The sequence below is a fragment of the Streptomyces sp. B3I8 genome (genome assembly GCF_030816915.1).
GTDB lineage: Bacteria > Actinomycetota > Actinomycetes > Streptomycetales > Streptomycetaceae > Streptomyces.
Window position 1 is genome coordinate 1,284,304 of sequence record NZ_JAUSYN010000002.1, and the last position, 26,848, is coordinate 1,311,151.

General features: G+C 73.9%; 23 protein-coding genes and 3 pseudogenes. 13 read left to right on the forward strand and 13 right to left on the reverse strand.

All coding sequences use genetic code 11. The annotated features are described in order from the left end of the window. Positions 1–56 precede the first annotated feature (56 nt). Positions 57–1,208 carry an acyl-CoA dehydrogenase family protein gene (locus tag QFZ64_RS08005; RefSeq protein ID WP_307063786.1) on the reverse strand — a complete coding sequence of 384 codons (1,152 nt, stop codon included), beginning with the start codon at positions 1,206–1,208 and terminating at the stop codon, positions 57–59. A gap of 64 nt (positions 1,209–1,272) precedes the next feature. On the opposite strand from QFZ64_RS08005, the pseudogene QFZ64_RS08010 reads away from it, so the two are divergent. Then, positions 1,273–1,927, forward strand: a pseudogene (locus QFZ64_RS08010) (TetR/AcrR family transcriptional regulator). Positions 1,928–2,163: 236 nt separating this feature from the next. On the opposite strand, the gene QFZ64_RS08015 reads toward QFZ64_RS08010, so the two are convergent. The 6 genes and pseudogenes from QFZ64_RS08015 to QFZ64_RS08040 all read right to left on the reverse strand — a co-directional run bounded on the left by QFZ64_RS08015 (position 2,164) and on the right by QFZ64_RS08040 (position 7,868). Beyond that, entirely contained in the window at positions 2,164–3,246 is a 1,083-nt protein-coding gene (locus tag QFZ64_RS08015) for a Zn-dependent alcohol dehydrogenase (protein WP_307063788.1), read from the reverse strand. Between the two features lie 77 nt (positions 3,247–3,323). Then, positions 3,324–4,721 carry an aldehyde dehydrogenase family protein gene (locus QFZ64_RS08020; protein WP_307063789.1) on the reverse strand — a complete coding sequence of 466 codons (1,398 nt, stop codon included), beginning with the start codon at positions 4,719–4,721 and terminating at the stop codon, positions 3,324–3,326. Between the two features lie 135 nt (positions 4,722–4,856). Continuing rightward, positions 4,857–5,585, reverse strand: coding sequence for a class F sortase (locus tag QFZ64_RS08025; RefSeq protein ID WP_307063792.1), 729 nt, complete (start codon positions 5,583–5,585; stop codon positions 4,857–4,859). Further along, positions 5,554–6,229 (reverse strand): annotated as a pseudogene (locus QFZ64_RS08030) (hypothetical protein). Before QFZ64_RS08030 ends, QFZ64_RS08025 begins: the two are co-directional and overlap by 32 nt. Before the next feature lie 272 nt (positions 6,230–6,501). Further along, a complete protein-coding gene (locus QFZ64_RS08035) occupies positions 6,502–7,125 on the reverse strand; it encodes a TetR/AcrR family transcriptional regulator (protein WP_307063794.1) in 624 nt (207 codons plus the stop codon). Further along, positions 7,119–7,868 (reverse strand): nuclear transport factor 2 family protein, encoded by a 750-nt coding sequence (locus QFZ64_RS08040; protein ID WP_307063795.1) that lies wholly within the window; start codon positions 7,866–7,868, stop codon positions 7,119–7,121. Before QFZ64_RS08040 ends, QFZ64_RS08035 begins: the two co-directional genes overlap by 7 nt. A gap of 207 nt (positions 7,869–8,075) precedes the next feature. Here QFZ64_RS08040 and hmgA point away from each other — a divergent pair, with 207 nt between their 5' ends. From hmgA to QFZ64_RS08055, 3 genes are all read left to right on the forward strand, one after another. Further along, entirely contained in the window at positions 8,076–9,401 is a 1,326-nt protein-coding gene (hmgA, locus tag QFZ64_RS08045; protein ID WP_307063797.1) for a homogentisate 1,2-dioxygenase, read from the forward strand. A gap of 27 nt (positions 9,402–9,428) precedes the next feature. Next, on the forward strand, positions 9,429–10,178 hold the full coding sequence (locus QFZ64_RS08050) for a GntR family transcriptional regulator (RefSeq protein ID WP_307063799.1): 750 nt from the start codon (positions 9,429–9,431) through the stop codon (positions 10,176–10,178). A 127-nt stretch (positions 10,179–10,305) separates the two neighbouring features. Further along, complete coding sequence (locus QFZ64_RS08055; RefSeq protein WP_307063801.1) at positions 10,306–11,562, forward strand: type ISP restriction/modification enzyme; 1,257 nt, start codon at positions 10,306–10,308, stop codon at positions 11,560–11,562. A gap of 324 nt (positions 11,563–11,886) precedes the next feature. Here the strand turns inward: QFZ64_RS08055 and QFZ64_RS08060 are convergent, their stop codons facing one another. From QFZ64_RS08060 to QFZ64_RS08070, 3 genes are all read right to left on the reverse strand, one after another. Then, a complete protein-coding gene (locus tag QFZ64_RS08060) occupies positions 11,887–12,156 on the reverse strand; it encodes a hypothetical protein (RefSeq protein ID WP_307063802.1) in 270 nt (89 codons plus the stop codon). A 122-nt stretch (positions 12,157–12,278) separates the two neighbouring features. After that, positions 12,279–13,115 (reverse strand): anti-sigma factor, encoded by an 837-nt coding sequence (locus QFZ64_RS08065; protein WP_307063804.1) that lies wholly within the window; start codon positions 13,113–13,115, stop codon positions 12,279–12,281. Continuing rightward, a complete protein-coding gene (locus tag QFZ64_RS08070; RefSeq protein WP_307063807.1) occupies positions 13,112–13,654 on the reverse strand; it encodes a sigma-70 family RNA polymerase sigma factor in 543 nt (180 codons plus the stop codon). The genes QFZ64_RS08065 and QFZ64_RS08070 overlap by 4 nt, the downstream gene beginning before the upstream one ends. Before the next feature lie 345 nt (positions 13,655–13,999). On the opposite strand from QFZ64_RS08070, the gene QFZ64_RS08075 reads away from it, so the two are divergent. The 4 genes from QFZ64_RS08075 (at position 14,000) to QFZ64_RS08090 (ending at position 20,454) form a co-directional block, all read left to right on the forward strand. Further along, complete coding sequence (locus QFZ64_RS08075) at positions 14,000–15,586, forward strand: DUF4331 domain-containing protein (RefSeq protein ID WP_373430568.1); 1,587 nt, start codon at positions 14,000–14,002, stop codon at positions 15,584–15,586. A 20-nt stretch (positions 15,587–15,606) separates the two neighbouring features. Beyond that, on the forward strand, positions 15,607–17,196 hold the full coding sequence (locus QFZ64_RS08080; protein ID WP_307063809.1) for a lipopolysaccharide assembly protein LapB: 1,590 nt from the start codon (positions 15,607–15,609) through the stop codon (positions 17,194–17,196). Continuing rightward, positions 17,193–18,770, forward strand: a complete 1,578-nt coding sequence (locus tag QFZ64_RS08085; protein WP_307063812.1) for a sulfite exporter TauE/SafE family protein — start codon at positions 17,193–17,195, stop codon at positions 18,768–18,770. The genes QFZ64_RS08080 and QFZ64_RS08085 overlap by 4 nt, the downstream gene beginning before the upstream one ends. A gap of 82 nt (positions 18,771–18,852) precedes the next feature. Continuing rightward, positions 18,853–20,454: a serine/threonine-protein kinase gene (locus QFZ64_RS08090; RefSeq protein WP_373430569.1), complete on the forward strand. Its 1,602-nt coding sequence runs from the start codon at positions 18,853–18,855 to the stop codon at positions 20,452–20,454. 53 nt (positions 20,455–20,507) lie between these two features. On the opposite strand, the gene QFZ64_RS08095 is transcribed toward QFZ64_RS08090, so the two are convergent. Next, complete coding sequence (locus tag QFZ64_RS08095; RefSeq protein ID WP_307063814.1) at positions 20,508–21,314, reverse strand: SGNH/GDSL hydrolase family protein; 807 nt, start codon at positions 21,312–21,314, stop codon at positions 20,508–20,510. Between the two features lie 292 nt (positions 21,315–21,606). Between QFZ64_RS08095 and QFZ64_RS08100 the strand changes: the two genes are divergently transcribed. Next, on the forward strand, positions 21,607–22,782 hold the full coding sequence (locus tag QFZ64_RS08100; protein WP_307063816.1) for a DUF5925 domain-containing protein: 1,176 nt from the start codon (positions 21,607–21,609) through the stop codon (positions 22,780–22,782). Positions 22,783–22,994: 212 nt separating this feature from the next. Further along, on the forward strand, positions 22,995–23,783 hold the full coding sequence (locus tag QFZ64_RS08105) for a DUF72 domain-containing protein (RefSeq protein ID WP_307063818.1): 789 nt from the start codon (positions 22,995–22,997) through the stop codon (positions 23,781–23,783). Positions 23,784–23,840: 57 nt separating this feature from the next. Here QFZ64_RS08105 and QFZ64_RS08110 read toward each other — a convergent pair whose 3' ends face one another. Further along, a complete protein-coding gene (locus QFZ64_RS08110) occupies positions 23,841–24,218 on the reverse strand; it encodes a GntR family transcriptional regulator (RefSeq protein ID WP_307063820.1) in 378 nt (125 codons plus the stop codon). A gap of 104 nt (positions 24,219–24,322) precedes the next feature. Here QFZ64_RS08110 and QFZ64_RS08115 point away from each other — a divergent pair, with 104 nt between their 5' ends. Together QFZ64_RS08115 and QFZ64_RS08120 are read left to right on the forward strand one after the other, a co-directional pair. Further along, the gene (locus tag QFZ64_RS08115; RefSeq protein WP_307063822.1) at positions 24,323–25,264 is read left to right on the forward strand and encodes a GNAT family N-acetyltransferase; all 942 of its coding nucleotides are present in this window, start codon (positions 24,323–24,325) and stop codon (positions 25,262–25,264) included. Next, a pseudogene (locus QFZ64_RS08120) lies at positions 25,245–25,760 on the forward strand (DUF402 domain-containing protein). Before QFZ64_RS08115 ends, QFZ64_RS08120 begins: the two are co-directional and overlap by 20 nt. 71 nt (positions 25,761–25,831) lie before the next feature. Here the strand turns inward: QFZ64_RS08120 and QFZ64_RS08125 are convergent. Then, on the reverse strand, positions 25,832–26,446 hold the full coding sequence (locus QFZ64_RS08125; RefSeq protein ID WP_307063824.1) for a bifunctional 2-polyprenyl-6-hydroxyphenol methylase/3-demethylubiquinol 3-O-methyltransferase UbiG: 615 nt from the start codon (positions 26,444–26,446) through the stop codon (positions 25,832–25,834). Between the two features lie 138 nt (positions 26,447–26,584). Between QFZ64_RS08125 and QFZ64_RS08130 the strand changes: the two genes are divergently transcribed. Next, entirely contained in the window at positions 26,585–26,719 is a 135-nt protein-coding gene (locus tag QFZ64_RS08130) for a hypothetical protein (protein WP_307063826.1), read from the forward strand. Positions 26,720–26,848: the final 129 nt, after the last annotated feature.

Consider the following 26,848-nt stretch of genomic DNA (forward strand, 5'->3'; position numbering starts at 1 on the left):
CACATCCGCCGTCGTACTCAGGGTCCGTGGCCCCGGGTACTCAGAGACGGCCTCGCTCAGAACGCCGAGACACCGGTCAGCGCGCGGCCGATAAGGAGCTTCTGAATCTGGCTGGTGCCCTCGTAGAGGGTCATCACGCGGGCGTCGCGCAGCAGTTTGCCCACCGGGTACTCGTCGATGTAGCCGTAACCGCCGAAGACCTGGAGGGCATTGTTGGCGGCGCGGACGGCGGCCTCGGAGGCAAAGAGCTTGGCCTTGGAGGCCTCCGTGGCGAAGGGCCTGCCGCGGTCGATCAGGTCGGCGACCCGCCAGGTCAGCAGCCGGGCGGCGTCCACGTCGACGGCGATGTCACTGATCAGCTCCTGCACCAACTGGTGGCGGGCGATGGGCTTTCCGAACTGTTCGCGCTCGCCCGTGTACCGCACGGCCGCGTCCAGGGCGGCCTGGGCGATGCCGGCACAGCCGGCCGCGACCGACATCCGCCCCTTGGCGAGCGCGGACATGGCGACGGAGAAGCCCTTGCCCTCCGGGCCCAGCATCGCGGAGGCGGGCACCCGCACGCCCTGGAGCACCAGTTCGGCGGTGGCCTGGCCGCGCAGCCCGAGCTTGCCGTGGATCGTGCGGCGGGTCAGACCGGGACTGTCGGCGGGGACGAGGAAGGCGGTGACACCCTTGTGCCCGGGGGCGTCGGTGGAGCGGGCGAAGAGCAGGACGACGTCGGCCCATGTCCCGTTGGTGATGAACGTCTTCGTACCGTCGAGGACGTAGTCGTCGCCTTCGCGGACCGCGCGGGTGGTGAGGTTGCCCGCGTCGGAGCCGGTGCCCGGTTCGGTGAGGCCGAAGGAGCCGACGTACTCGCCGGCGGCGAGCCCGGGCAGCCAGCGCCGCTTCTGCTCCTCGTTCCCCCAGGCGGCGATCGTCTTGGCGACGAGGCCGAGGGAGACGGAGACGATGCCGCGCACGGAGGAGTCGCCCCGGCCGAGCTCCTCGGTGACCAGGCAGTACGCGAGGTGGTCGCCGCCGGAGCCGCCGTACTCCTCCTCGAGGGTCAGGCCGAGGAATCCGACCTCGCCGAGCTTCTTGACGATGCCCCGGTCGACCTCCTCCGCGCGGTCCCAGGCCACGACGTGGGGCGCTATCTCGCCCTCGACGAAGTCCCGGGCCAGCCGGCGGACGGCGGCCTGTTCCTCGCTGAGCTCCAGGTTCACGTCGGGTCACCTCGCGGCTTAATTAGCACTGCTAGTTTATGTGTGCAGACCTACTATGTGCGCCATGGCCCGACCGCGCAAGCCCCTGCTGAGCACCGACCGCATCGTCGAGACGGCACGTGCGCTGGTGGACGCGGAGGGCCTCGCGGCCGTCTCCACGCGCCGGCTCGCGGCCGAGCTGGGGGTGAGCGGGCCGTCGCTCTACAACCACTTCCGCACCAAGGACGAGATCCTGGAGGCGGTCGCCGACTCGGTGAGCGCGCAGGTCGATCTGTCGATGTTCGCGGAGGGGTGGGACGCGCGGAACTGGCGGAGCGCGCTGCACGACTGGGCGGTGTCCTACCGGGCGGCGCTGCGGGCGCATCCGAACGTGGTGCCGGTGCTGGCGCACGGGCCGGGGCGACGGCCGGCGGCGCTGCGGCTGGCGGACGCGGTGTACGGGGCGATGGTGGACGCGGGGTGGCCGGCGGCGCAGGCGACGTCGGTGGGGGCCGCTGATGCGGTACTTCGTGATGGGGTCCGCGCTGGGGTCGTTCGCCGGGGGGTTCGTGGACGATGTCGCGGCGTACGACCCCGCGGACTATCCCCATCTGGGGGAGGCGCATCGGTTGGCGGGGCGCCAGGAGCTGATCGACGAGCGGGCGTTCGAGGTGGGGTTGCGGGCGTTGCTGGACGGGCTGGAGGTGCGGTACGAGGAGGTGCGGCGGGTGGGGGGTTAGGGAGGGTCTCCGCCCCCGCCGCCCCTGCCCTTCCCGTCCCTTCAAGGGGCTCCGCCCCTTTCACCCCGGGTGAGCTCGGGGGGCGGGGAGTGCGGGTGGGCGGGTGGTTGCTCGCGCGGTGCCCCGCGCCCCTGACGGGGGCGCGGCCCCTGCTTCTCAGGGGCGCGGGGCACTGCGCGACCAGCCACGACGGGCCCGCAGTCGCCGACGCTCGGGTCCCCGCCCCGTCCGCCCCCTCAGAACGTGACCAGCGCTCGCGCCCCCTTGCCCGCGCGCATGTTCTCGAACGCGTCCGGGATGCCGTCCAGGGCGATCCGTTCCGTCACCAGGAGCCCCAGGTCCAGGCGCCCCGCGCGGACGTGGTCCGCGAGCACCGGCAGGTCGCGGGCCGGGTCGCAGTTGCCGTAGACGCAGCCCGCCAGCGACCGCCCCCAGTGGAAGAGTTCCAGCGCGTTGAACGTGACGACCTCCTCCTTGCCGCCGATGCCGACCACCACCGTCCGTCCGCCCCGCCGCGTGGACTCCCACGCCGTACGGATGGTCACCGCCCGCCCCACGCACTCCACCGCGACATCGACGCCCTGCCGCCCCGTCAGCCCGCGGATCTCCCGCGCGGTGGTGGATGAGGCCACCACGTAGTCCGTGGCACCCGCCCGCCGCGCCAGCGACTCCTTCTCCGGCGAGACGTCGACCGCCACGACGCGCCCGGCCCCGGCGATCCGCGCCGCCTGGAGCGCCGCCAGCCCCACCCCGCCGGCCCCGAACACCGCGACCGTCTCCCCCGGCCGAACCCGCGCCGCATGGTGCACGGCCCCGTATCCGGTGAGCACCGCGCACCCCAGCAGCGCCGCGTCCGCCAGCGGCACCCCGTCCGGCGCGGGCAGCACGCACCCCGCCGGGACCACCGTCTCCTCCGCGAACGCCGCGACGTTCAGTCCGGGGTGCAGCTCGGTGCCGTCCGTCGTGCGGGCGTACACCTCCGCCGCGCCGTTCAGCGCGTTGGCGCACAGCCACCCCTCGCCCAGTTCGCAGGCGTGGCAACTGCCGCAGGCGGGCGCCCAGTTCAGCACCGCCCCGACGCCCGGTGCGACATGCGTGACGCCCTCCCCCACGGCGACCACCGTGCCCGCCCCCTCGTGCCCGAGCACGGCGGGGAGCGGCACCCGCATCGTCCCGTCGGACAGGGACAGGTCGGAGTGGCAGACCCCGACGGCGGCGAGCCGGATACGGACCCGGCCGGGGCCGGGGTCGGGCAGGTCGATCTCGGCGATCTCCAGCGGAGCACCGAGGGCGGGCAGGACGGCGGCGCGTACGGCCATGGTCGTTCGGCTCCCTCGAAGTCGAAGCGTCGGGGTCGGAAAGGCAGAGTCGGAAAGACCCGGTCAGGCAAGCTCGGTCAGAACTGGAAGGACTTCGTCTGCAGGTATTCCGCCAGTCCGTGCGGACCCAACTCCCGTCCCACCCCGGACCGCTTGTACCCGCCGAAGGGGGCCAGCGGGTTGAACCGGCCGCCGTTGATGTCGACCTGGCCGGTCTCCAGCCCCCGCGCGAAGGCCACCGCCTCCGCCTCGTCGGCCGCCCAGACGGCCCCGGCCAGCCCGTACTCGGTGCCGTTGGCGATCCGCAGCGCGTCCTCGGCGTCCTCGTAGCGCAGGACGCACAGGACCGGGCCGAAGATCTCCTCCTGGGCGATCGTCATCTCCGGGCGCACGTCGGCGAAGACGGTGGGGCGGACGTAGTAGCCGCGTTCGCGCGGGGCGTCGGGGCCGCCGGCCACCGGACGGGCGCCCTCGGCGACGCCCTTCTCGATGTACCCGCGCACCCTGTCCCGCTGCCTGGCACTGGCCACCGGGCCGATGCGGTCGCCGTACTTGGCGGCAGCGGCGGCGGCGAGTTCCACCGCCTCGTCGTAGTCGTCGCGGTGAATCAGCATCCGGGTCCACGCGCTGCACGTCTGGCCGGAGTTGGACATCACGTTGGCGACGCCGACGTTGACCGCGCGGGCGAGGTCGGCGCCCGGCAGGACGACGTTGGCGGACTTGCCGCCCAGTTCGAGGGCGACGCGCTTGACGGCCGCCCCCGCGGTCGCGCCGATGCGACGGCCGACGGCGGTGGAGCCGGTGAAGGAGACCATGTCGACGCCCGGGTGCTCGGCCAGTGCCTGCCCGGCGACCGGGCCGAGGCCCGTGACGAGGTTGAACACCCCGGCCGGGACGCCCGCCTCGTCGACCGCCTCGGCGAAGCGCTGGGCGGTGAGCGGGGTGTCCTCGGCGGGCTTGAGCACCACCGTGCAGCCCGCCGCGAGCGCCGGGGCGACCTTGGCGACGATCTGGTGCAACGGGTAGTTCCAGGGGGTGATGGCGCCGACCACGCCGACCGGCTCGTGCAGCACGGTCGAGTTGCCGAGCCGCTCCTCGAAGGCGTACGTGGCGGCCAGTTCGGCGTAGGACCCGGCGACCGCCACGGGCATGCCGACGTGCACCGTCCGCGCGAGCTTGAGCGGGGCGCCCAGTTCGGCCGTCACGGTCTCGGCGATCTCCTCCGCGCGGTCCTCCAGCCGGTCACGCAGGGCGGCCAGCCGGGCGGCCCGCTCGGCGGGTTCGGTCGCCGCCCAGCCGGGCAGCGCGGCCCGGGCGGCGCGTACGGCTCTGTCGACGTCCTCGGCGGTACCGGCCGGAACGTGGGCGATGACCTGCTCGTCGGCCGGGTTCACGACCTCGATCGTGTCCGGCCCGGCGGCGGGGCGCCAGGCACCGTCCACATAGATGGCGTCGTGTCCGTCGCGTGCCTTCATCGTCTTCCTCCCGGGCGGTACGGCGTCGGCTCCCGAACCCCAAACTAGCGGCGTTAGTTTTTTGGCGCCAGGGGTGTCCGGGACGGCGGACGGCTGCCGGGGCGGCGGAGGGCCACCGGGACGGCATCCGGCGCCTCACCCGCCGCGGATGGCGGTGAGGTGGGCGAAGACGACGATGTTGCCGGTGTACCCCGTCCGGCTGCGGTAGAGCCCGCCGCAGGTGAGGACGCGCAGTTCGGGGCGGTCGCCGGTGCCGTACACCTCCTTGTCGGGGAAGTGGTTCTTGTCGAAGGTGCGCACCCGGTCGACGGTGTAGACGGCGGTCCGGCCGTCGGCGCGGCGGGCCTCGACATGGTCACCGGGGTCGAGCTGGCCGAGCGCGGCGAAGACGGCGGGCCCGGTCCGGGTGTCGCGGTGGCCGACCGCGACGGCGGTGCCCGCCTCGCCCGGGGTGGGGCCGTCCGCGTACCAGCCGATCAGCTTGGGCCGGTCCACGGGCGGGGTGCCGAGCTGCCGGTGGGCGTCGAGCCGGACCGGGACGATCGGCGCGTCGACCCCGAGGTCGGGGATGCGCACGGCGGTCGCCGGCGACCGGGGCAACGGTCGGGGCGGGGGCGTGGGGTCGGCGCTTCGGGAGGGGCCGGCCGCCGGGCCGCCGCCGTGCGCGCCGGAGGCGGCCCGCGTCGTCCCGGCGGCCGGGACGTGCGCCTCGGGGTACCGCTCGTGGTGCCCCTCCCCGCACCGCAGGACCAGCGTCGTCAGGACGACCGCGAGGACGGCTGTCCTGGCGAGGCGGTAGGCGCGGGTCCGGCGCCACGGCTTGCGTCGGCGCCTACGCGGCACGCCGGCGGATGAGGCGGACATAGGCGAACCCGCTGAGCACGACGAGGCCCACGGCCGCGGTCGCGGTGGTGGGTGAGAACGCCTCGGTGGCGCGGGCGAGGCCGCCGCCACCCGCGTGGACGCCGCCCTTGGGGCCCTCACCGTTGTCGTCGCCGATGGTCGCCGCCCCGTGGCCCTGGCCCTCGGCCCTCTCGTAGCCCCCCTTCTTCGCGTCGTGCTTGTCGTCGTGGCAGTTGACGCGGAAGACCTTCTCCTTGGTGCCGGGCGGCGGGACCGGCGGCACGGCGGGGACGTTCGGCACCCAGGTGATCTTGTACTGGCCGTCGGCCAGGCCCAGTACGTCGGTGTGGCCGGCGCCCGCGGCCAGGGTGATGCTGCCGCTGACGACGGCGCTGGTGGGCAGCGGGGGCTGCGGTGTGATGGTGTAGGCGACGGTCGTCGCCGAGTCGAAGTTGGTGGCATCCAGGTAGAACCTGCACACCACCGGGTCCTCCTTGGAGACCGTGTAGGGCACGCCCTCCCGGTGGACCCTGATGTCACCGCCTTCCCCGACGGCCGCGGCGGGCGCGGCGAGCCAGACCGCGCCGGTGGCGGTGAGTGCCGCGACGGCGGCGGTGGCGCCGACGCGGGAGGCGAGGGGTGCGTGGGGGTGTCGAGGTGGGCATGCGCATTCCTCCGAGTCAGACGATTTTCATACAAATCGCTCTTTCACCTGACTCTCTTTCACGGGAGGGACCCGCGCGCGGCATGCCGCGCGGGACGCGGCACGGAGTCCACCCGAGCGGGTCAACGCGCCTGTACAAGGGGCGCGGGGCCGTGTCGATATGCGGCTCCGCCGCGTGGGCGCGATCTTCCAGGGGGTCCGGGGGGCGGAGCCCCGGGGTCGGGACGGGAAGGGGCGACGGGGGACGGGGGACGGGACGACCCCGCGCAGGCCTCAGTCCAGCGAAAGCGACAGATACGCCCGCAGCAACTGCCGCGCCTCCTCGATGATCCGCTCGTCGCCCTCGGGGGAGACTCGGAAGGCGAGGTGGACGAGCGTGTCGGCGGTCTCGACGGCGACCAGGACCGTGCGCCGCAACTCCTCGTCCGGGCCCCGGCCGAGGTGGCCGGCGAGCAGTTCGGCCAGCCGGTCGGCGACCCGGTGGTTCGGCTCGGTGTGCCGGGTGCCGATGGGTATCTGGTTGCCGAAGTCGACGAGGGAGAAGCCGGGGGCGGTGCGCTTCATGTCGAGGTACTCGTCCAGCACCGCGTCCATCGCCGCACGCCAGCCGCCCTCGCCCGCCGTCTCCTCCAGCCGGCGTGCGACGCGCTCGGTGTACCTCTCCAGGTTGCGTTCGCCCAGGGCGTCGGCCATCGCACGCTTGTTGCCGAAGAAGCGGTACACGGAGCCGATCGGGACACCCGCCCGCACGGCCACCGCCCGGGTGCTCAGTTCGTCGTAGCCCACCTCGTCGAGCAGGTCGGCACAGGCGTCCAGGATGCGGGTGAGCCGTTCGGCGCTGCGTCGTTGGACCGGCGCGCGGCGCAGCGAGGTGGGGTGGGGCGCGGGCATCAGCATGCCTTTCCGACGGGGGCCGGGATACCTCCCCCGTCTGTACGCACGGCGGAACGCCGTCCACTCAAGGGAACGGGCGGGTGCGCGCCGCGTGCCGTGACGTCGCGCCCGCCGGCCGCCGGGGGCGCGCCCGTCGCCCCGCTCGCCGTGGGCGACGAGGAATCCGAGGACGGCGATTTCGAGGACGGCGATGCCGAGGACGGCGATGCCGAGGTAGGTGAATGCGACGACGGCGATTCCGTGCCCGTTCCGGAGGCCGTGAGGTCCGCCGTGCGCTCCACGGGTTCGCCGTCGACCGCCCAGAGGGTGCCGTCGTCCGCGTAGAGCCGTGCGGTGAGGTGGTGCGTGCCGCGCGCGAGGTCGGCGTCGAGCCGGTACTCGGTGGTGTGCAGCCTGGCCAGGAGCCGGCCGTCCAGATAGAGCCGGACGATGCCCCGGCCGGCGACGGCCACCGGTCGGGCGCCGGCGGGCGAGAGGCGGAAGCGGCGCAGGATCAGCCGGACGTCCCAGGTGTCGCCGGAGTCCGGCTCGACCTCGATGCCCACCTCGGGGGCATCCTTCTTGTCCATTTCACGGTAGTGCCTCCCCCTCTCGTCGGTGTGCTCCAGCACCTTGCCCACCGGTGAGGAGGAGTCCCCGTTGATCCCGTTGCTCTGCCCGTGCCCGTCATCGGCGCCACAGCCGGCCGAACCGCCGAGCAGGGTGCACACCGCGAGCGCCGCGAGCAGTCCGCGCGTCCACGACATGTCGCCGAGCGTAGAACATTTCTGCGACGCGCCGGATCGTCCTCAGGGCTGGTTCCCGGCCACCGCATGCGTCTCAGGGCACACGCCCGGGTCCTCCCTCTTGCGTACGCCGGACGTCATTCCTACGGTGAAGCATAGGAATCGGGATCCGCGGCGGCCCAGAACAGGACCCCGTACGGGACCGGACCGGGAACCGAGGGAGTACGCATGAGCAGGGACGCGAGGAAGCGTGCCGAAGGACTGACCTACCTGCACGGTTTCGGCAACGAGCACAGCTCCGAAGCGGTGTCCGGCGCCCTGCCCGAGGGCCGCAACGCGCCGCAGCGGGCCCCGCTCGGGCTGTACGCCGAGCAGCTCAGCGGCACGGCGTTCACCGAGCCGAGGGCGCACAACCGCCGCTCCTGGCTGTACCGGATCCGCCCGTCGGCGGCGCACCCCGCCTTCCGGCGGACCGACAACGGGGCGCTGCGCTCCGCCCCGTTCACCGAGACCGTGCCGGACCCCAACCGGCTGCGCTGGGACCCGATGCCCGAGCCGGCACCGGGCACGGACTTCCTCGCGGGCCTGTGGACGCTCGGCGGCAACGGCGACGCGGCTCAGCGCACCGGCATGGCCGTGCACCTTTACCACGCCAACGCCTCCATGGAGCGGGTGTTCAGCGATGCGGACGGCGAGCTGCTCATCGTCCCCGAGCACGGCGGGCTGCTGCTGCACACCGAGTTCGGCGCACTGCTCGCGGAGCCCGGCCATGTGGCGCTGGTCCCGCGCGGGGTGCGCTTCCGGGCGGAGCTGCTGGACGACGGTGCCCGCGGCTACGTCTGCGAGAACTACGGCGCCCCCTTCCGCCTGCCCGACCTCGGCCCCATCGGCGCCAACGGCCTCGCCAACGCACGGGACTTCCGGGCGCCGGCGGCGGCGTACGAGGACGTGGAGGGGCCGGTGGAGGTGGTGAACAAGTTCTGCGGCAACCTCTGGGCCGCCGAGTACGACCACTCGCCGCTCGACGTCGTCGCCTGGCACGGCAATCACGTGCCGTACGTCTACGACCTGCGCCGCTTCAACGTGATCGGCAGCGTCTCCTACGACCACCCGGACCCGTCGATCTTCACGGTGCTGACCTCCCCGTCCGACACCCCGGGGCTGGCCGGCGTGGACTTCGTGGTGTTCGCGCCGCGCTGGCTGGTGGGCGAGGACACCTTCCGGCCGCCGTACTTCCACCGGAACGTGATGAGCGAGTACATGGGGCTCGTCGAGGGCGCGTACGACGCGAAGTCGGCCGGAAAGGGCGGGTTCGTGCCGGGCGGCGGCTCGCTGCACAACATGATGTCGGCGCACGGACCGGACCGCGCGACGTTCGACCGGGCGAGCACGGCCGAGCTGAAGCCGCAGAAGATCGACGACGGGCTGGCGTTCATGTTCGAGACCCGGTGGCCGGTGACGCTGACCTCGCACGCGGCCCGCGCGGAGCACCTGCAACAGCGTTACGACGACGTCTGGCAGGGCCTGGAACGGCACTTCCGCCCCTTGCCCTGACGGTTTCCCTGCCGGTACGGATGGCCCGTGACCTCCTTCGCCCCGGATTCGATCGTCCTGAACCGCAAGCTGCCGCTGTGGTACCAGGTCTCGCAGTCGCTGCGCGCCTCCATCCTCGGCCGCCCGGCGGACGCGCCGCTGCGCCTGCCCACCGAGGAGCGGCTCGCGGTCCACTACGGGGTGAGCGTGCTGACCATGCGGCAGGCGCTCAAGGAGCTGGAGGACGAGGGGCTGATCAGCAGGCACCGACGGCGCGGCACCTTCATCGAGCCGGACGCCCGGCGGGGCGCTCCGGTGCGGCTGCTGGGGTCGGTGGACGCGATCGTGGCCCAGCAGTCGGGGATGGCGGCGGAGCTGCTCGCACACGGCCCGGTGCCGGTGCCGGCGGAGTTCGCCGAGCACTTCGCGGGGGAGAGCGAGGTGATGGCGTACCACCGGCTGCGCAGCGACGAGCAGACCGGCGAGCCGACGAACCACGCGCGCAACTACGTACGGGCGGAGGCGGCGGCAGGGGTCGATCCGGGGGATCTGGAGCGGTGGCCGATGACGAAGGTGCTGCGGGACGTGGTGGGTGTGGAGATCGCCCGGATCACCGACACCGTGCAGGCGCGGCTGGCCGACCCGGAGACGGCCCGCCTGCTGAACGTGCCGCTGCTCAGCCCGATCCTGCACTACACCGGCGTCACGTACGGGACGGACGGGCGGGTGCTGGACGTCGCGGTCATCCACTACCGGGGGGACCGCTTCTCGTTCACGGTGACGCTGGAGGCGACGTAGGGGGTCCCCGGGGAGGGTTTTCTCGCCCCCTCCGCCCCTACCTCTACCCCTACCCCTACCGTCCCCGAAGGGGCTGCGGGGGCGGAGAGAACCGGCGTACGCCCCCGCCGCCGCACCCCGTCGTACGATGCCACCCGTGACGAACGACGACGCTCCGCTGCTGGCGGACCTCATGCCGTGGTCCGTCCCGCCTCCCCGTCCCGGCCGCGCCTGGCCCCTCGCCCCGGACGCCCCATCGCTCAGAACCCGCTGGGACGCCCTCCTCAAGGCCCAAGGCCCCGACCGGGACGCCCTGTTCGAGCCGACCCGCGCCCGTACCCTCCACTCCGCGGTCGCCCAGCTCCCCGGGCATCCCACCGGCACGGAACGCCTCGACCGCACCACCGGCCCGTGCCCCGAACCGGTCCGTGTCCTGCGTGCGCCGTTCGACGAGCAGTGGCTGATCCCCGACCACCGCCTGATCGACGCCGCCCGCCCCGAGCTGTGGCGCGTGGCCGACGAACACCAGGTGTTCGCACTGGAGTTGCCGCCCACGACCGCGAGCACGACCGCAACCGCCGCCGGGGGCGCCGAGTCCCGGGGCGGGTCCGGGCGGCCGCCGCTCCCGCCTCCGCTGTCGCTGCCGTTGCTCGCCACCTCCCTCCTGCCCTTCCCCGCGCCACGCACCGGCCGCGTCCGGCCGCTGTACCGGCGTCCCGGTGGCGTGGAGCCCAATCTGGCGCCCGGTCTCGCGGCGCATCTGGGCGCCCGGCTGGGGCGTACGCCGGAACCGCCGGAGATCCTGGCCTGGATCATGGCGGCCGTGCGCCACGGGCCGCGCGGTCACACCGTCCCGCTGACCGCCGATCCCGAACGGTGGGAACACGGGGTGGAGTTGGGCCGTCGAATGCTGTGGCTGATGCGGCGCGTCGGGGAGCGTCCCCGGCTGCCCGGCGGGCGGCGGCCGTACGTCCGCGCGCCGCTGCCGGCGCGGCCGGTCCACCTGGCGCACGACCGCGACGCGGAGGTCCTCGACCTCGACGGCGGACGTATCTCGCCGGTGCCGGCCGCCGCGTGGGAGTTCGAGGTGGCGGGGGCGCGGGTCGTCGAGTCCTGGTTCGCGGCCCGTACGGCGGAGCCGGAACCCGGCACCCTGGCCGCGATCCGCCCGGCCGACTGGCCGCAGAGCCGGACGTCCGAGCTGCTGGAGCTGATCACCGTGCTGACGCTGCTGGCGGAACTGGGTCCGGCGCGTGCGGAGTTGGCGTCGTCCACCGAGGGGGCGCCGACCGCGTCCGCGCTGCGGGACGCCGGTGTCCTGCCGGTGCCGGCCGCCCGCCGCCGCCCCGCCTCCGTCCTTGACCATCAGGAAGAGGGACCGGAGGGGCAGTTCACCCTGCTGTGACGTGTGACGGCGGAACCGGATCGGGCCGCGCGCGACGCTCGATCGGCAGGAACGAGGCAGGGGCAGAACCAGAGGCGGGGACGAGGGCGGAAAGGGCGGGAGCCGAGGGCGGTGCGACGAAGGACGCGCCGACGCGGGGGACGGGTCCGGCGGTCCGGCGGGGGCCGAGTGCGGGGCCGGAGTCCGGGAAGGGCCGGGGGCGGAACCCCCGGGTGGGGCGGAAGGAGCAGGGCCGGGTCCGGCGTACGGTCCGGGTGGGCCGCGTACGCCAGGGACGGCACCGTCAGATCACACCGACGGCACCCGCACGCCAGTGCTCTCCCCTCACCGTCCTCCGAACAGCGACCGGCGCAGCCGGCGCAGCGGTGCGAACAGCGAGACCCTGCGGACCCGTGCCCCCCTGTCACTGCGGCCGTGCTTGACGTCACGTGCCGTTATCTCCCGCATCAGCGACGTCGCCTCCGCCGTCTCGCGCTGCGGCAGCGCGGGGCCGCCGAGTACCGCGAGGTGGCGGTCGAGGCGCGTACTGCTCGCGCTGCTCCCGCAGGTGATCGCAGGGACCCTCGCCCTGCTGCGCATCGTTATCTGTTCCATGTCACTCCCCACCCGTCTTGTGCACCCGGCCCGGGCAGGGTAACCCTATCGCTCCCCCGGGGCACTCACGTATCACGGTCACGCGATTCACCTTCCCCGTAAGGGTGTTGACAGTTATTCGACTACTCTCCGAATCCGACCGAATCCAGGGCGAGTTGGACAACCGGCGCACTTGTCGGACGGACTGACCCCCCATCGGGTTCCAGGGTCACGGCGAGTGATGTCGCCGACTTGGCCAGGCCTTCGGCGACCAGGGGCGTGTCGCCGTCGAACAGGCCGAGGGAGCGCGGTTGCGCGCCGGGGCGCATGAGCCACAGTTGATGCACCCGCGTGTCCGGCAGCGCGCCCGCGCCGCTCAGCGTGACCACCGCGCGCCCCTCCGACGCGGAAGCGATCACGGACAGTCCCCGCCCCCGGGCATCGCGGTCGGCGGCGGCCCTGGCGTCGGGCGCGGCGAGAACGTGGGCGATCTCACGTGCCTGCGCACGCTCGGCGTCCAGCGTGTCCTGGGTCCGCGAGGCCTGCACCGCGATGAGGGCGGCGACGACCAGCGCCGCGGCGGCGGTCGCGGTGGCCAGCGGCGCGAACAGCGGGCGCAGCCGGGGCGCGCGGGCCCGGGCGGGCGGCGGGGCCGTGCCCCAGACGTGCGGCGGCAGATGCGGTGGGCGGACAGCGGACGCGTCCCGGCCGGGGGCGGGCTCCTGCGGGGTGGCGCGGACGGCCGCGAGGACCCGGTCGCGCATCGCGGGCGGGGCCGGGGCGCTGGTGGACCAGGCGAGCCGCACGGCGTCCTCGGACAGCGCGCGCACCTCGCCGGCACAGCTGTCGCAGCGGCGCAGATGCTTCTCGAATCGGCGGCGTTCGTCGGGTTCGAGGGCGTCGAGGGCGTAGGGCGCGGCGAGCGAGTGCGGATCGTCACGGCCGAAGAGCTGATCGAACAGCCTGTCGACAGGGCTCATGCCGCACCTCCCAGGCAGTGGCGCAGCCGGGTGAGGCCGTCGCGCATCCGGGTCTTGACCGTACCGAGCGGCAGGGACAGCCGCTCGGCCACCTCACGGTAGGTGTAGCCGTCGTAGTAGGCGAGGGTGACGGACTGCCGTTGCAGCGCGGTGAGCCGGTCCAGGCAGCGGCGCACCCATTCCCGTTCGAGGCCGGCCTCCACCTCCTCCGCGACCTGGTCGAAGGCGGGGTGGTGGGCTCGGCGGGCCTCCCGCTCCTCGCGTTCGCCGGACGCGCGGGCGCTGCGCACCCGGTCGACGGCGCGGCGGTGGGCGACGGTCAGGATCCACGACAGCGCGCTGCCGCGGCCCGGGTCGAACCGGGGTGCGGAGCGCCACAGTTCGAGGAGCACCTCCTGCGCCACCTCCTCCGACTGCGCCGGGTCCCGCACGACGCGGCGCACCAGGCCGAACACCGGCCCGGACACCATGCCGTACAACTCCTCGAAGGCCTTCTGATCGCCTCCGGCGACGAGTGCCAGGAGTTCCTCCGCCTCCACTCGTACCCCCCTCTCCGGTCGCGGCACGCGGCGCGCGGCCTCACTGGTCGTTCGTAGCGATCACGTCCTCGGACGGGATTACGGATCGGCGGGCCGAAAACGCGGGTCGGGCGGCGACCAATACGGCGGTTCCTCGACGACTTCCCCTTCCCCCGGCGCCCGCCGCCCTGACGGCCCGTGAGTTTTTTTCGGCTCCGACCAATCCGCCCCGCCGGCCTCTCCGAATGCCCGGTCAGTGAGGCGAACCGGCACCGCGACCGCACGGACGCAAGGGATGCACGGAGCGCACAGGACACCCGGGACGCACAGCCCGGTGAACGGACGGATGGACGGATGAACGGACGGATGGACGCACGTACGCACGAACGCACGGTCGACCCCTTGAACGGGCGGACCGGCCGCGTGTCCCCGCCCTCCGGCAGCGGCGTGGGGCGCAGGAGCCTCGCCACCCTCCTGTGCGGCGCGCTGGCCGCCGGGGGACTCGCCGCCGCCGGTGTGGTCGTACTGGAGCCGGGGGCGGCCTCCGCCTCCAGCCACCGGGAGGCCCCGCTGATCTCGGGGCAGCCGCAGTACGACAACACCGACGTGTACGCGTTCGTGAGCCCGGACAAGCCGGACACGACCACGCTCGTGGCCAACTGGATCCCGTTCCAGGAACCGGCCGGCGGACCCAACTTCTACACGTTCGCGGAGGACGCGCAGTACGACCTCCACGTCGACAACAACGGTGACGCGCAGAGCGAGTTGATCTTCCGCTACACGTTCCGCACGCACACGAAGAACAAGGACACCTTCCTCTACAACACGGGCCCCGTCGACAGCCTGGACGACCCGGACCTGAACATCACGCAGACGTACGACATCGACCTCATCAAGCTGCGCAAGCAGCACCTGGTGGCGAAGACGAAGATCGCGGACGACGTGCCGGTGGCGCCCTCCAACGTCGGCAAGGCGTCCATGCCGGACTACGGCAAGCTGCGCGACCAGGCCGTGTACAAACTGTCCAGCGGCTCCACGACGTTCGCGGGCCAGGCCGACGACCCGTTCTTCCTGGACCTGCGCGTCTTCGACCTGCTGTACGGCGGGGACCTCTCCGAGGTGGGCCGGGACACGCTCGCGGGCTACAACGTCAACTCCGTGGCCCTCCAGGTGCCGACCGACATGCTCACCGAGTCCAAGGACCAGCCGGTCGTCGGCATCTGGTCGACGACGCAGCGCAAGGACGCGCGCGGCCACTGGACACAGGTCTCGCGGCTGGGCAACCCGCTGGTCAACGAGGTCGTCAACCCGCAGAAGGACAAGGACAGGTTCAACGCCTCCGCACCCTGGGACGACGCGCAATTCCTGAAGAACGTCACCAACCCCGAACTGCCCAAGCTGATCGAGGGCATCTACAAGATCGACGCGCCGGACGAGCCGCGTGACGACCTCGTCGACGTCTTCCTGAAGGGCGTCAAGGGTCTCAACCAGCCGCCGTCCGTGCGTCCGGCGGAGGAGCTGCGGCTCAACACGTCCATCGAACCGACCGCCGACCCCAAGCGGCTCGGTGTGCTCGACGGCGACAACGCGGGCTTCCCCAACGGCCGCCGGCTGACCGACGACGTGGTCGACGAGGCGCTGCAGGTGATGGAGGGCGAGCTGGTCGGCGCCAAGAACGACCTCGGCGACGCGGTCGACGCCAACGACCAGAAGTTCGGTGACTCGTTCCCGTACCTCGCGGAGCCGACGGCCGGTTCGCGCGGCGCGACGGCGAAGACGGACGGCAACAGCGTGCGCAACCAGCTCGGCGACGCGCTCACCACGAACGGCGTGGGCGGCGGTTCGGACACGACGCTCATCGTGACCTCCGCGGCCGCCGGTGCCGCCGGCTTCCTCCTGATCGCCACGGCCCTGGTGTGGTGGCGCCGCCGCACCCGCCGCACGTACTACTGACCGAAGGAGACAGACACCCCATGCCTCCCACTCCACCCCCCGAGCGCCCCGAAGAGGCCCGCAGGGCCTCCCGGGACGCGGGGAACCGCGCGACCGGCCCGGACGCACCCGCACCCGGCACTACTCCCGGGGGCTCCGGGGGCTCCGGGGGCTCCGGGGGCTCCGGGGGCTCCGGGGGCGAAGCCCCCGGAGGTCGGGAACGGGAAGGGGCGGCGGGGGCGGAACCCCCCACGCACACCCCCACCCGCACGCCCCCGCGCACCCCCACCCCGCGGCGCACCCCCACCCGCCTCCACCTCGTCCTCTCCGCCACCGCCCTGGCCATCGCCCTCACCACCGGCGCACTGGCCACGGGCGCGGCCCGGCACCCCGCCCCCGCCTCCACCCCATCGGCCCTCCCCGTCACCTCCCCGCGGCTCCTGACCGGCGACGACCTCGCCGCAGGCGTCCGCGGCCTCCAGACCCATCTGCGCGCCCAGCCCCGCGACGTCGACGCCTGGTCCACCCTCGCGCTCGCCTACGTCGAACAGGCCCGCACCGAGGGCGACCCCTCCCGCTACCCGCAGGCCGGCAAGGCCCTCACCCGTGCCCTGAAGCTCGACCCTCACCACGACCCCTCCCTCGCCGCCCGCGCCGCCCTCGCCGCCGCCCGGCACGACTTCCACGGCGCCCTGAAGTACGCGGACGAGGCCCTCGCCGAGAACCCGTACAGCGAGCGGGCGCTGTGCTCCCGCATCGACGCCCTCGTCGAACTGGGCCGCTACGACGACGCCGAGAAGGCCGCCGACCTGGCCGACTCCCGGCGTCCCGGCGTGCCCGTCTTCACCCGCTACGCCTACGTCCACGAACTGCGCGGCGACACCGCCACCGCCCGCCGGGTGCTCACCCGCGCGCTCGACACCGCCGCCACCCGCGGCGACGTCGCCTACGTGGCCACCGCACTCGGCCAACTCGACTGGAATCAGGGCCGGTACAAGACCGCGCTGAGCCACTACGCCCGTGCGCTCGCCGCCGACGACACCTATCTGCCGGCACTCGACGGCCGGGCCCGCGCCCAGGCCGCGCTCGGCGACCGCGCGACGGCGATCCGCGGCATGGAGCAGGTCGTCTCCCGCTACCCGCTCCCCCAACCCCTCGTCGAGCTGGGCGAGTTGTACGAGGAGCGGGGCGCCGACGGCGACGCGGCCAGGGCCCGGGACCAGTACGCCCTGGTCCACGCCTGGATCTCGCTCGCCCGCGCCAACGGGGTGGACGCCGACCTCGACACCGCGCTCGCCGCCGCCGACCACGGCGACCGCGGGGCCGCGCTGAAGGCGGCGCGCGCCGAGTGGAAGCGCCGCCACACCGTGCACACCGCCGACGCGCTCGCCTGGGCGCTGCACGTCAACGGCCGGGACGCGGAAGCCCTCCCGTACACGCGGCGGGCCACCGCCACGGGCTACCGCAACGCCGCCTTCCGCTACCACCGCGGCATGATCGAGCGGGCCACCGGCCACCCGGCGGCGGCCCGCGCCTCGCTGAAGGCGGCCCTCGACCTCAACCCGGGCTTCGCACCGCTCGGCGCCCGCACGGCGCGAACGGCCTGGAAGTCCCTGGGCGGTGCCGGGTGAGGGCCCGCCACCGCCGGTTCGCCACCGGCGCGGGACTGCTCACCGCCGCGGCCGCGCTCGTCCTGCTGCCCGCCGGGCAGGCGGCCGCGCACCCGCTCGGCAACTTCACCGTCAACCGGTACGACGGCCTGGTCGCCGCCCCGGGTCACCTGCGGGTCGACCACGTGGAGGACCTCGCGGAGATCCCGGCGACCCAGGCCGGGCCGGACATCGAACGCGCGGGCGGCCTCACCGCCTGGGCCGGGCAGCGGTGCGCCGAGGCCGCGCACGGCAGTGCGGTGAGCGTCGCGGGCCGGGCCGCCCGGCTCACCGTCGCCACGAGCAGCGCGCACCGGCGTCCCGGGCAGGCGGGTCTGGACACCCTGCGGGTGGAGTGCCGGCTGACCGCCCCGCTGCCCGATACCGACACCGTCCGGGTGCGGTTCCGCAGCGCGGGCGGCACGGCCTTCGGACCCGGCTGGCGGGAGATCACCGCGCGCGGCGACCGTACGACGCTGGCCGGCACCGACGTGCCCGCGAAGTCCGTGTCCCACGAACTGACCGCCTATCCGAAGGAGTTGCTGTCCTCCCCGGCGCACACCGCGCGCGCGTCGTTCGAGGTCCGCCCGGGCGGCCCGGCGCTGGACCGGGAGCGGCAGGACGACGCCCCGGCCTCCTCGGTGCTGCCGCGCGGCGCCGACCGCTGGACACGTGCCCTGGACGGCCTGGTGGCCCGGCAGGACCTCACGCTCGGTTTCGCCACGCTCGCCGTGCTGCTCGCGGTCGGCCTGGGCGCGATGCACGCGCTCGCGCCCGGCCACGGCAAGACCCTGATGGCCGCGACGGCCGCGGCACGCGGGGGCCGGGCACGGCCGCGTGACGTGCTGCCGCTCGCCGCGTCGGTGACCGTCACCCACACCCTCGGCGTGGTCGCCCTCGGCCTGCTGGTCACGGCCGGTTCGGCGGCCGCGCCCTCGGTGATCACCTGGCTGGGCCTGGCGAGCGGCGCGGTCGTCACCGCGGCGGGCATCACCCTCCTGCGCCGGGCCTGGCGGCACCGCGCCGCCCATGAGAAGGAGCACGGACACGGACACCTCCACCCACACGGGCCCGAGCGCGCCGAGGGGCACGAGCACCCCCACGCGCACGAACCCGAGCCCGAGCACACTCACGACCACGACCACGACCACGACCACCCCCACACGCACACGCACACGCACGGCTACGGGCGCCCCCACACCCACCCCACCGCGCCCACCCTCCGCGGCACGCTGCTCCTCGGCTTCGCGGGCGGGCTCGTGCCCTCGCCGTCGGCCGTCGTCGTACTGGTCGGTGCCGCCGCGCTGGGGCAGGCCTGGTTCGGACTGCTGCTCGTCGTGGCGTACGGCGTCGGGCTCGCCCTGACGCTGACCGCGGCCGGCTTCGCCGTCGTCCGGCTCGGCGGCGGGCTGAACCGGCTGCTGGACCGCCACCCGCGCCGGTCCGGGGGCGCGGCGGCGCTGGTGCGCCGGACGGCGCCGCTGGGCTCCGCGTGCGTCGTCCTGCTGCTCGGTGCCGGACTGGTGCTCAGGGGGGCGGCAACCGCCCTCGGCTGAGCTACTTTGAGAGGGAGTGGCAGGCGGCACTCGACGCGACGGGGGGACGCCCGTGTCCGACGCACGACCGGATCGTGAGCGTGTGGTCGCGGGACGCTACCGGCTGCTGTCCCCGCTCGGCGAGGGCGGCATGGGGACGGTGTGGCGGGCCCGTGACGAGGTGTTGCGACGGGAGGTCGCGGTCAAGGAGGTGCGCGCCCCCGACTGGCTGGCGGCGCCCGAGCGGGAGCGGATGTACGCGCGGCTGGAGCGGGAGGCGTGGGCGGCGGCCCGGGTCGCGCATCCCAACGTGGTGACGGTGTACGACGTGGCCGTGGAGGACGGCCGGCCCTGGATCGTGATGGAACTGGTCCGCGGCCTCACCCTCGCCGATCTGCTGGACGCCGAGGGCCCGCTGCCGCCGAGCCGGGCGGCGGCGGTCGGCGCGGAGGTGCTGTCTGCGCTGCGGGCCGCGCACGCCGCGGGGGTGCTGCACCGGGACGTCAAGCCGGGCAACGTGCTGATGGGGAACGACGGCCGGGTGGTCCTCACGGACTTCGGCATCGCCCGGGTCGAGGGCAGCTCCGCGCTGACCATGACCGGCGAGGTGATCGGCTCCCCCGAGTTCCTGGCCCCCGAGCGCGCGCTCGGCCGCGATCCCGGGCCGGAGTCGGACCTGTGGTCCCTCGGCGTCCTGCTGTACGCGGCGGTGGAGGGCGCGACGCCGTTCCGGCAGGACACCCCGCTGAGCACGCTGCGGGCGGTCGTCGACGAGGCGCTGCCGCCGCCGCGCCGGGCGGGTCCGCTGACGCCGGTGATCGAGGGGCTGCTGTGCAAGGACCCTGCCGGGCGGCCTCCCGCCGAGCGGGCCGAGGAGGACCTGAGGGCGATCGGCGCGGGCGGCACCCCGGCCGCGCGCGGGCCGGCGTACTCGCCCACGATCGCCGCCCTCCCGGGCTTCGGCCCGCCGGACCCCACCGCGGGGCACGGCACCCCGGACCCGACGACGACGGCCACGCCGAACACATGGAACTCACCGACCTCACCGCCCCCGCACCGCGACCGCCGTACGGTCGTCGTCCTCGTCGCCGGCGTGCTCGCGCTGGCCCTGGCACTCGCGGGACTGACGTACGCCCTGATCGACAGGGGCGCCGATGCCCCGGACACGAAGGGGGGCGGCGACAACGGCACCCCGCGAAAGAGCGCGAGCGTGGGCCGGAACAAGGACGCTCCGGCCCACAGCACTCGTACGTCGTCCGCGCCGGCGCAGTCGGTGGAGGTGACGATCTCCGGCGCCGATCCGTACTCCGGGAAGTGCGCGGCGGGCCGTCATACCCTCGACATCGAGCTGGACGTCACGGTGCGGCGGACGCCCGCGAAGGTGGAGTACCGCTGGAACACCTGGGACGGCCCGGTGTCGGGCTGGCACACGAAGTCGTTCGCCGCGGACGCCGGTACCGAGGCCGGCGGGAAGGGCGTGCTGTGGAAGGAGTCCGTCAGCGTCCGCGGCAAGGACGGCGACGGCGACGGCGACGGCGACGGCAGCATCTGGGTCGAGGTCCGCTCCCCCGCGCGTACCACCTCCAACTCCCTCCCCCTCTCCGTGAAGTGTGTCGACCACGCCTCTCCCACCAGGACCGGCGACTCGCCCTCCCCGCCGCTCTCCTCGTCGCCCGCCTCCTCGCCCTCCTCCTCCTACGGCTGAGGGCCCGCCCGCGTGGATCGCGGACGGGCCCCGGCGGTGGCGGAACGGGCGGGTCAGGCCAGGTTGTCGAGGAGGGGGAGGTAGCCGCCGGACTGACCGGCGGCCGTCGGGTGGTACGACTCGCCGATGTCGAACAGCTCGAGGCTGTGCAGCCACGCCGAGCCGGAGCACAGTTCGTGGCCGGTGAAGGTGGTGCGGACGTCGCCGAAGGCGAAGCCGTGGTCGGCCGCGCGCTTGGCGAGGGCGGCGTCCAGGTGGTCGGCCGCGCCGTTGATCGCGGCGCGCTTGGTCTGTGAGAGGCCGAGGCAGGTGGTGCCGAGCTGGTAGAAGCGCGGGTAGCCGAGGACCACCACCCGGGCGGCGGGGGCCTTGGCGCGGATCGCCGAGTAGACGGTGTCGAGGCGGCCCGGGAGCGTGGAGTCGACGTACGCCTCGGCGGTGTCGATCCGGGACTGGCAGGTGGAGTCGGACTGGAGCACACAGGTCGTCATGACGTCGGAGAAGCCCGCGTCGTTGCCGCCGATGCTGATCGAGACGAGGTCGGTGGCCGAGGTGAGAGTGGCGAGCTGGCCGGACATGACGTCGCCGGTAGTGGCGCCGGAGCAGGCCAGGAAGCTGAACGAGGAGACCGAGTGGGCGGCCTGCCAGAGGTACGGGTAGGCCTTGGTGCTGCGCTTGCAGTCGCCGCCGGAACTCAGGTAGCTGCCCGAGCCGACGCCGGAGGAGTAGGAGTCGCCGAGGGCCACGTAGTCGGTGCCGGCCGCGACCGAGGAGGCCTGCGCCGTGGCCACCCCGGTGAGGGTGAGGCCGACGGCAAGGAGGAGCGAGGTCACGTATGCCGCGATTCGGGAACGTCTCATGGAACCTCCCTTTAGCAGGATCTCTGCCACAACCGTGGTAGCAGCTACGCGTGTTGACTGGAAGTGCTCATGCCAAAATTGTTGACGACTGTTCAACAGCGGTACGGTCACCGGCCACCTGCGCGAAGGCGTCCGTGACGGGCCGGTGGAGCGGTTCACCTGTACCGGTGAACCGCCCCCGGGCCCGAAGTTGACACGTGCGCGGAACGCCGGCGGGTCGGGCGCGGGAAGCCGACGGGGCGAGCACGGGAAATCCGGTGCACGGGCGGCCTTCCTGACGGATCATGGCGACATGCCCGCGAACCCGCCCGAAAAGCCGCAGCCTCAGCCGCGACCGCAACCGCAGGAGCACCCGGCGCAGCCGTACGGCAACCCGTACGACGCCCTGCCGATCCGGCTCAACGTCGACGACTCCGACTCCCCGTCCGACGTCGTCGACGCGCTGTTCCTCGGCCGCTTCGCGACGGGCGAGCAGCCCTGCTCCCACGCGGCCAACATCGACCGGGTGCGCTCGGGCGCCACCCTGCTCCCGCCGGGCGCCCGCGTCCTGCGCACGGCCCGGGACGACGACCGCAGCGCGACCCTCGCCGAGGGCGACGGCTGGACGATGCTGATCTCCCGCTGGAACCGGGGCGCCGACGTCACGGTGACCGCGACCACCGCCGACCTGGCGGAGAAGGTGCTGGCCCAGGCGACGGACGGCGCGGCCGACGAACCGGAGCCGCAGCCGGAGAACGTGACGATGGGGTTCTGGTACGTCTCCCCGCGGCGCGGCCCGCACCGCACCACGCGCCGCATCTCCGCGGGTACGTGGGAGGAGGTGCGGGGCAACTACACCGCGCCGGTGGCCGAGGCGATGGACCGGCTGATGAAGACGACCCCGGAGGACATCGCGGGCCGGCTGCTCCTGCTGCACGGCCCGCCGGGGACGGGCAAGACCTCCGCGCTGCGCACGCTGGCCCGGTCGTGGCGGGACTGGTGCCAGGTGGACTGCGTGCTGGACCCCGAGCGGCTGTTCAGCGACGTCGGATACCTGATGGACATCGCGATCGGCGAGGAGGACGCGGGTGGCAAGGGGCGGTGGCGGCTGCTGCTCCTGGAGGACTGCGACGAGCTGATCCGCGGCGAGGCCCGGCATGTGGCGGGCCAGGCGCTGTCCCGGCTGCTGAACCTCACGGACGGGCTGCTGGGCCAGGGCCGCAACGTACTGGTCGGCGTCACGACCAACGAGGACCTGGAGCGCCTCCACCCGGCCGTGGTCCGCCCCGGCCGCTGTCTGGCCCGGATCGAGGTGGGCCCCCTGACCCGCCCCGAGGCACTCGGCTGGCTGGGCCCGGAGTTCCCCGACCGCGACCGGACCGTCGCCCGCGACGGCGCCACCCTGGCAGAGCTCTACGCCCTCCGCCGCGGCACGACCCCGACCTCGGTCCCGGACCAACGCGACAGGGAGTCGGGCCTGTACCTGTAGAGCCCCCGCCGGGGGACACTCCACGGAGGCGCGGGGAACTGCGCGATCAGCCACGACGCACCCGCACCCGCCGACGAACCCACCCGCCCGAGCTCTCCCGCGCCCCTCCCCCTCCGGGGGCCTGGGGCGGTCCTCCGGGCCAAGGTCCGGAAGGGCGGGGGCGGCGGGGGCGAAACCCGCCCCGCACACACCCCCGGTGCTTACATACCCTTATGCCCCTCTTCGTCGGCACCTCCGGCTGGCAGTACAAGGACTGGCGCGACGTCCTCTACCCCCCGGCGCTCCCCACCGGCCGCTGGCTGGAGGAGTACGCCACCCACTTCAGCACCGTGGAGATCAACAACGCCTTCTACCGCCTCCCCACCCGCGAGACCTTCGAACGCTGGCGCACCCGCACCCCGCCCGACTTCGTCGTCGCCGTGAAGGCGAGCCGCTTCCTCACCCACATCAAGCGCCTCCGCGACCCCGAGGAACCCGTACGCCGCCTGATGACCCACGCCGACGGCCTGGGTGACCGCCTGGGCCCGATCCTGCTCCAACTGCCGCCCACCCTCCGCGCCGACCCCGTCCTCCTCGACGACTGCCTGGCCCACTTCCCCGCCGGCACCCGCGTCGCCGTCGAACCGCGCCACGAGTCCTGGTGGACCCCGGCCGTCCGCGAGGTCCTCACCGCGCACGCCGCCGCCCTGTGCTGGGCGGACGTCCTCTCCCGCCCGGTCACCCCGCTGTGGCGCACCGCCGACTGGGGGTACGTCCGCTTCCACTCCGGCCGCGCCCGCCGCCGGCCGCACTACGGCCGGCAGTCCCTGTCGAGCTGGGTGCACCGGATCGGCGAGGCGTGGCCCGACGAGGCGGACGTGTACGCCTACTTCAACAACGACCCGCGGGGCGCGGCCGTCCTGGACGCGATGCTGTTCGCCCGGACGGCGCGGGCGGCGGGCCGGACAGTGACCCGCACCCCCCACCACCTGCCTCCACTGCGCCCCCGGCCCCCACGCTGAACCGGGGACGGGCCGTGCCCCTGTCCTCCCGCGCCCGCCTCTTGCCGCCCTGTCCGCTCACTCCCCGTACGCCGCCCGCAGGGCGTCCCGTACGGCGGCCAGCGCGTCGTCCTCCCCCAGCCCCAGCCGCCGCACCCGCTCGGCGTACTCCTGCGCGGCCGTCGCGGCGGTCCGCTCCGCGGCGGAGCCGGCGGCGGCGACATACGTGCCGTTGCGCCCCCGCGTCTCGATCACGCCGTCGGCCTCCAGCGCCCGGTAGGCCTTGGCGACGGTGTTCGCGGCGAGGCCGAGGGTCTCGGCGAGCCCGCGCACGGTCGGCAGCCGGTAGCCCACCGGCAGCACCCCCGACCGTGCCTGCTCGGCGATCCGGGCGCGCACCTGCTCGTAGGGCGCGCCGCCCTCCGTACTGTCGATGATGTCGATCTTCAGGCTCACGCACCGATTGTCGCCCGGCGCGCGCCCCGGGGACAGCGAACGGCCCCCCGCCGACGGAAAATTCGGAGGCGCCCGCGCCTCGGCCCCCCGTACCGTGCCGCGACATGACTCCCAACCCCGCCGTGACCGTGTACGACCTGCGCCCCGACGCCGCCGAGGACTGCGAGGCCTTCGCCCGCATCCGCGAGGAGGCGCTCCCCTTCATCCTGCTGACCGGCGAATCCCTCGCGTACGACCTGCGCCACGCGCATCCCGACGCCCACTATCAGCCGCTGCTGGCGAGCGTGGACGGAGAGGCGGTGGGCTCGGCCCAGGTCGGCGTGGTGCACGACAGTCCGAAGCCCGGCCAGGCGTACCTCAACGTGTACGTGCGCCCGGACCACGAGGGCCGTGGCGCGGGCACCGCCTTGGTGCGGACCGCCGAAGAACGGCTGCGGGGCCTGGGGGTCACGGAGGTGTTCTCCTGGGTGCTGGACACGCCCGCGGACCGCGCGTTCGCCGAGCGGCGCGGCTACCGGTCGAGCCGCTCGGCGCACTTCCTCCGGCTCGACCTGACGGACGGCTCCCTGCCGCCGCTGCAGTCCCCGCCGCCCGGCGTGGAGGTGCTCCCCGGCACGGACTTCGCCGCCGACCCGCGTCCGCTGTTCGCACTCGACGCGGAGACGCTGGCGGACGAGCCCAGCGACGTCGACTACGAGATGACGGACTACGAGAACTGGCTGCGGGGGACGTGGAACCACCCGCTGACCAGCCAGGAGCTCACGTCGGTGGTGCTCGTCGACGGCCGCCCGGCGGCGTTCACCATGGCCCGCACGAACGGCGGCACCCGCTACGGCACGGTCATGACGGGCACCGCCCGCGCGTACCGGGGCCGGGGCCTGGCCAAACTCGCCAAGAACGACTCCCTGCACCGCGCCCGTGCCGCCGGACTCACCGAGGCCCTGACGGGCAACGACCACGGCAACGAGCCGATGCTGGCCGTCAACAAGTGGTTCGGGTACGAGATCTGCGCCACGGAGGTACGCCATGTCCGCACCCTCGGCTGACGGGGCCGCGCGGACGGCCGGACCGGTCGTCGAGGTGGTCCTGCGGAAGGCGGGCCGCACGAAGATCCGCTACGGCGCGGAGCTGCTCGCCGACGACGGCCGCCGGATCACCGTACGGGCCCCCTGGTCGGGCGCCGGCGTACGCGACTTCGGCTTCGTCCGCTTCGCACCGGGCGACGTCTTCACCGAGCACTACTAGCGGGACCGCTGGTACGCGGTGAAGGAGGTCCGCGACGGCACCGGCACGCTGAAGGGCTGGTACTGCGACATCACCCGCCCCGCCGTCCTGACCGGCACCGAGCTCCTCTCGGAGGATCTGGACCTGGATCTGTGGCGCTCGGCCGACGGCGCGACGGTCCTCCGGCTGGACGAGGACGAATTCGCGCGGAGCGGTCTCGCCCGGACCGACCCCGAGGCGGCCCGGGCGGCGCTCGGCGCGCTGGACTCCCTGGAAGCGCTGGCCCTGGAACCCGCGTTCCAGGCACTCCTGACCTGACCACCGCCTCTCGCCCGACCACCACTCCTCGCCCGACCGCCTCCCGTCCGCCCGCATTCGACCGCCGCTCCTCACCTGATCGCCACCACCGCGTACCGCTCGTCCGCCACCTCCCTCCCCCACAGCCGGGGGTCGTCCGACAGCCGCTCCACCACCGTTTCCCCGGTGAGGGGTGCCAGCAGCCCGGTGACCCGGTCCGCAGCGATGCCGACCGGGCTCACCGTGCCCCACACGCCTTCGACCAGCACCATCCGGCCGCCGGGCCGGAGCAGGCCGTGCCAGTGCCGCAGGGCGGCCGCCGGGTCGGGCAGGGTCCACAGCACATGGCGGACGAGCACCGTGTCGAACCGCCGCCCGCCCACGGGCGGCGCCGCCGCGTCCCCGAGCAGGAACTCCGCGTCCCGCCCGGCGAGCTTGGCGCGGGCCCGGTCGAGCATGGCCGGGGACGCGTCGACACCGGTGATCCGGTGCCCCGCCTCGGCGGCGAGCAGCGACAGGCTGCCCGTGCCGCAGCCGAGATCGAGCAGGTCACCGGGGCTGCCGGGCAGCCAGCACCGCATCCTTGCGGCCCAGGCGGCGCGGACCCGCGGATCGCCCAGCCCGTGGTCCGGCTCGTCGTCGAAGACGGCGGCCAGCGCCTCCCAGTCGTCACCGAAGGACGCTTCTCCCTCACCGTGGGTGTGCATGGGGTCAGCATGGCAGTCGGCACTGACATCACGATCGTGACAAGCGTTACTGACATCGAGGGTGGGATGGGTCAGGCTCCGGGTAGAGGTCCAGACCCGTGGTAACGCGGGACCTGGTGATCTCGCTAGGAGGCAGCCATGCGCCGGACGACCGTGCACAAGCCGCTGAGGAAGTCGGACTCCCGCCGTGTGCGGGAGGAGGCCGACGAGCGCCCCGCCGAGCGCCCCGAGGTCCGCAAGGACATCCACCGCACCTGGTGGCCGGACGGCTGAGCCGGCCCGGTCCGCCCCTGCCTCCGCTCCGGATCCACGGGGCGGAGCCCCTACCTGAGCCCAGCCTGAGCACTCCCTTAACGCGAGCATAAGGATCCTCTCCCCGCCCCCGAACAGGGGATCCGCCCC

Bases quoted from the DNA above. Each gene is read 5' to 3' on its own strand.
- QFZ64_RS08015 (WP_307063788.1), bottom strand. From the start codon at position 3,246: ATGGCCGTACGCGCCGCCGTCCTGCCCGCCCTCGGTGCTCCGCTGGAG.
- QFZ64_RS08020 (WP_307063789.1), bottom strand. From the start codon at position 4,721: ATGAAGGCACGCGACGGACACGACGCCATCTATGTGGACGGTGCCTGG.
- QFZ64_RS08025 (WP_307063792.1), bottom strand. From the start codon at position 5,585: ATGTCCGCCTCATCCGCCGGCGTGCCGCGTAGGCGCCGACGCAAGCCG.
- QFZ64_RS08035 (WP_307063794.1), bottom strand. From the start codon at position 7,125: ATGCTGATGCCCGCGCCCCACCCCACCTCGCTGCGCCGCGCGCCGGTC.
- QFZ64_RS08040 (WP_307063795.1), bottom strand. From the start codon at position 7,868: ATGTCGTGGACGCGCGGACTGCTCGCGGCGCTCGCGGTGTGCACCCTG.
- hmgA (WP_307063797.1), top strand. From the start codon at position 8,076: ATGAGCAGGGACGCGAGGAAGCGTGCCGAAGGACTGACCTACCTGCAC.
- QFZ64_RS08055 (WP_307063801.1), top strand. From the start codon at position 10,306: ATGCCACCCGTGACGAACGACGACGCTCCGCTGCTGGCGGACCTCATG.
- QFZ64_RS08060 (WP_307063802.1), bottom strand. From the start codon at position 12,156: ATGGAACAGATAACGATGCGCAGCAGGGCGAGGGTCCCTGCGATCACC.
- QFZ64_RS08065 (WP_307063804.1), bottom strand. From the start codon at position 13,115: ATGAGCCCTGTCGACAGGCTGTTCGATCAGCTCTTCGGCCGTGACGAT.
- QFZ64_RS08075 (WP_373430568.1), top strand. From the start codon at position 14,000: ATGGACGCACGTACGCACGAACGCACGGTCGACCCCTTGAACGGGCGG.
- QFZ64_RS08080 (WP_307063809.1), top strand. From the start codon at position 15,607: ATGCCTCCCACTCCACCCCCCGAGCGCCCCGAAGAGGCCCGCAGGGCC.
- QFZ64_RS08095 (WP_307063814.1), bottom strand. From the start codon at position 21,314: ATGAGACGTTCCCGAATCGCGGCATACGTGACCTCGCTCCTCCTTGCC.
- QFZ64_RS08100 (WP_307063816.1), top strand. From the start codon at position 21,607: ATGCCCGCGAACCCGCCCGAAAAGCCGCAGCCTCAGCCGCGACCGCAA.
- QFZ64_RS08105 (WP_307063818.1), top strand. From the start codon at position 22,995: ATGCCCCTCTTCGTCGGCACCTCCGGCTGGCAGTACAAGGACTGGCGC.
- QFZ64_RS08115 (WP_307063822.1), top strand. From the start codon at position 24,323: ATGACTCCCAACCCCGCCGTGACCGTGTACGACCTGCGCCCCGACGCC.
- QFZ64_RS08125 (WP_307063824.1), bottom strand. From the start codon at position 26,446: ATGCACACCCACGGTGAGGGAGAAGCGTCCTTCGGTGACGACTGGGAG.
- QFZ64_RS08130 (WP_307063826.1), top strand. From the start codon at position 26,585: ATGCGCCGGACGACCGTGCACAAGCCGCTGAGGAAGTCGGACTCCCGC.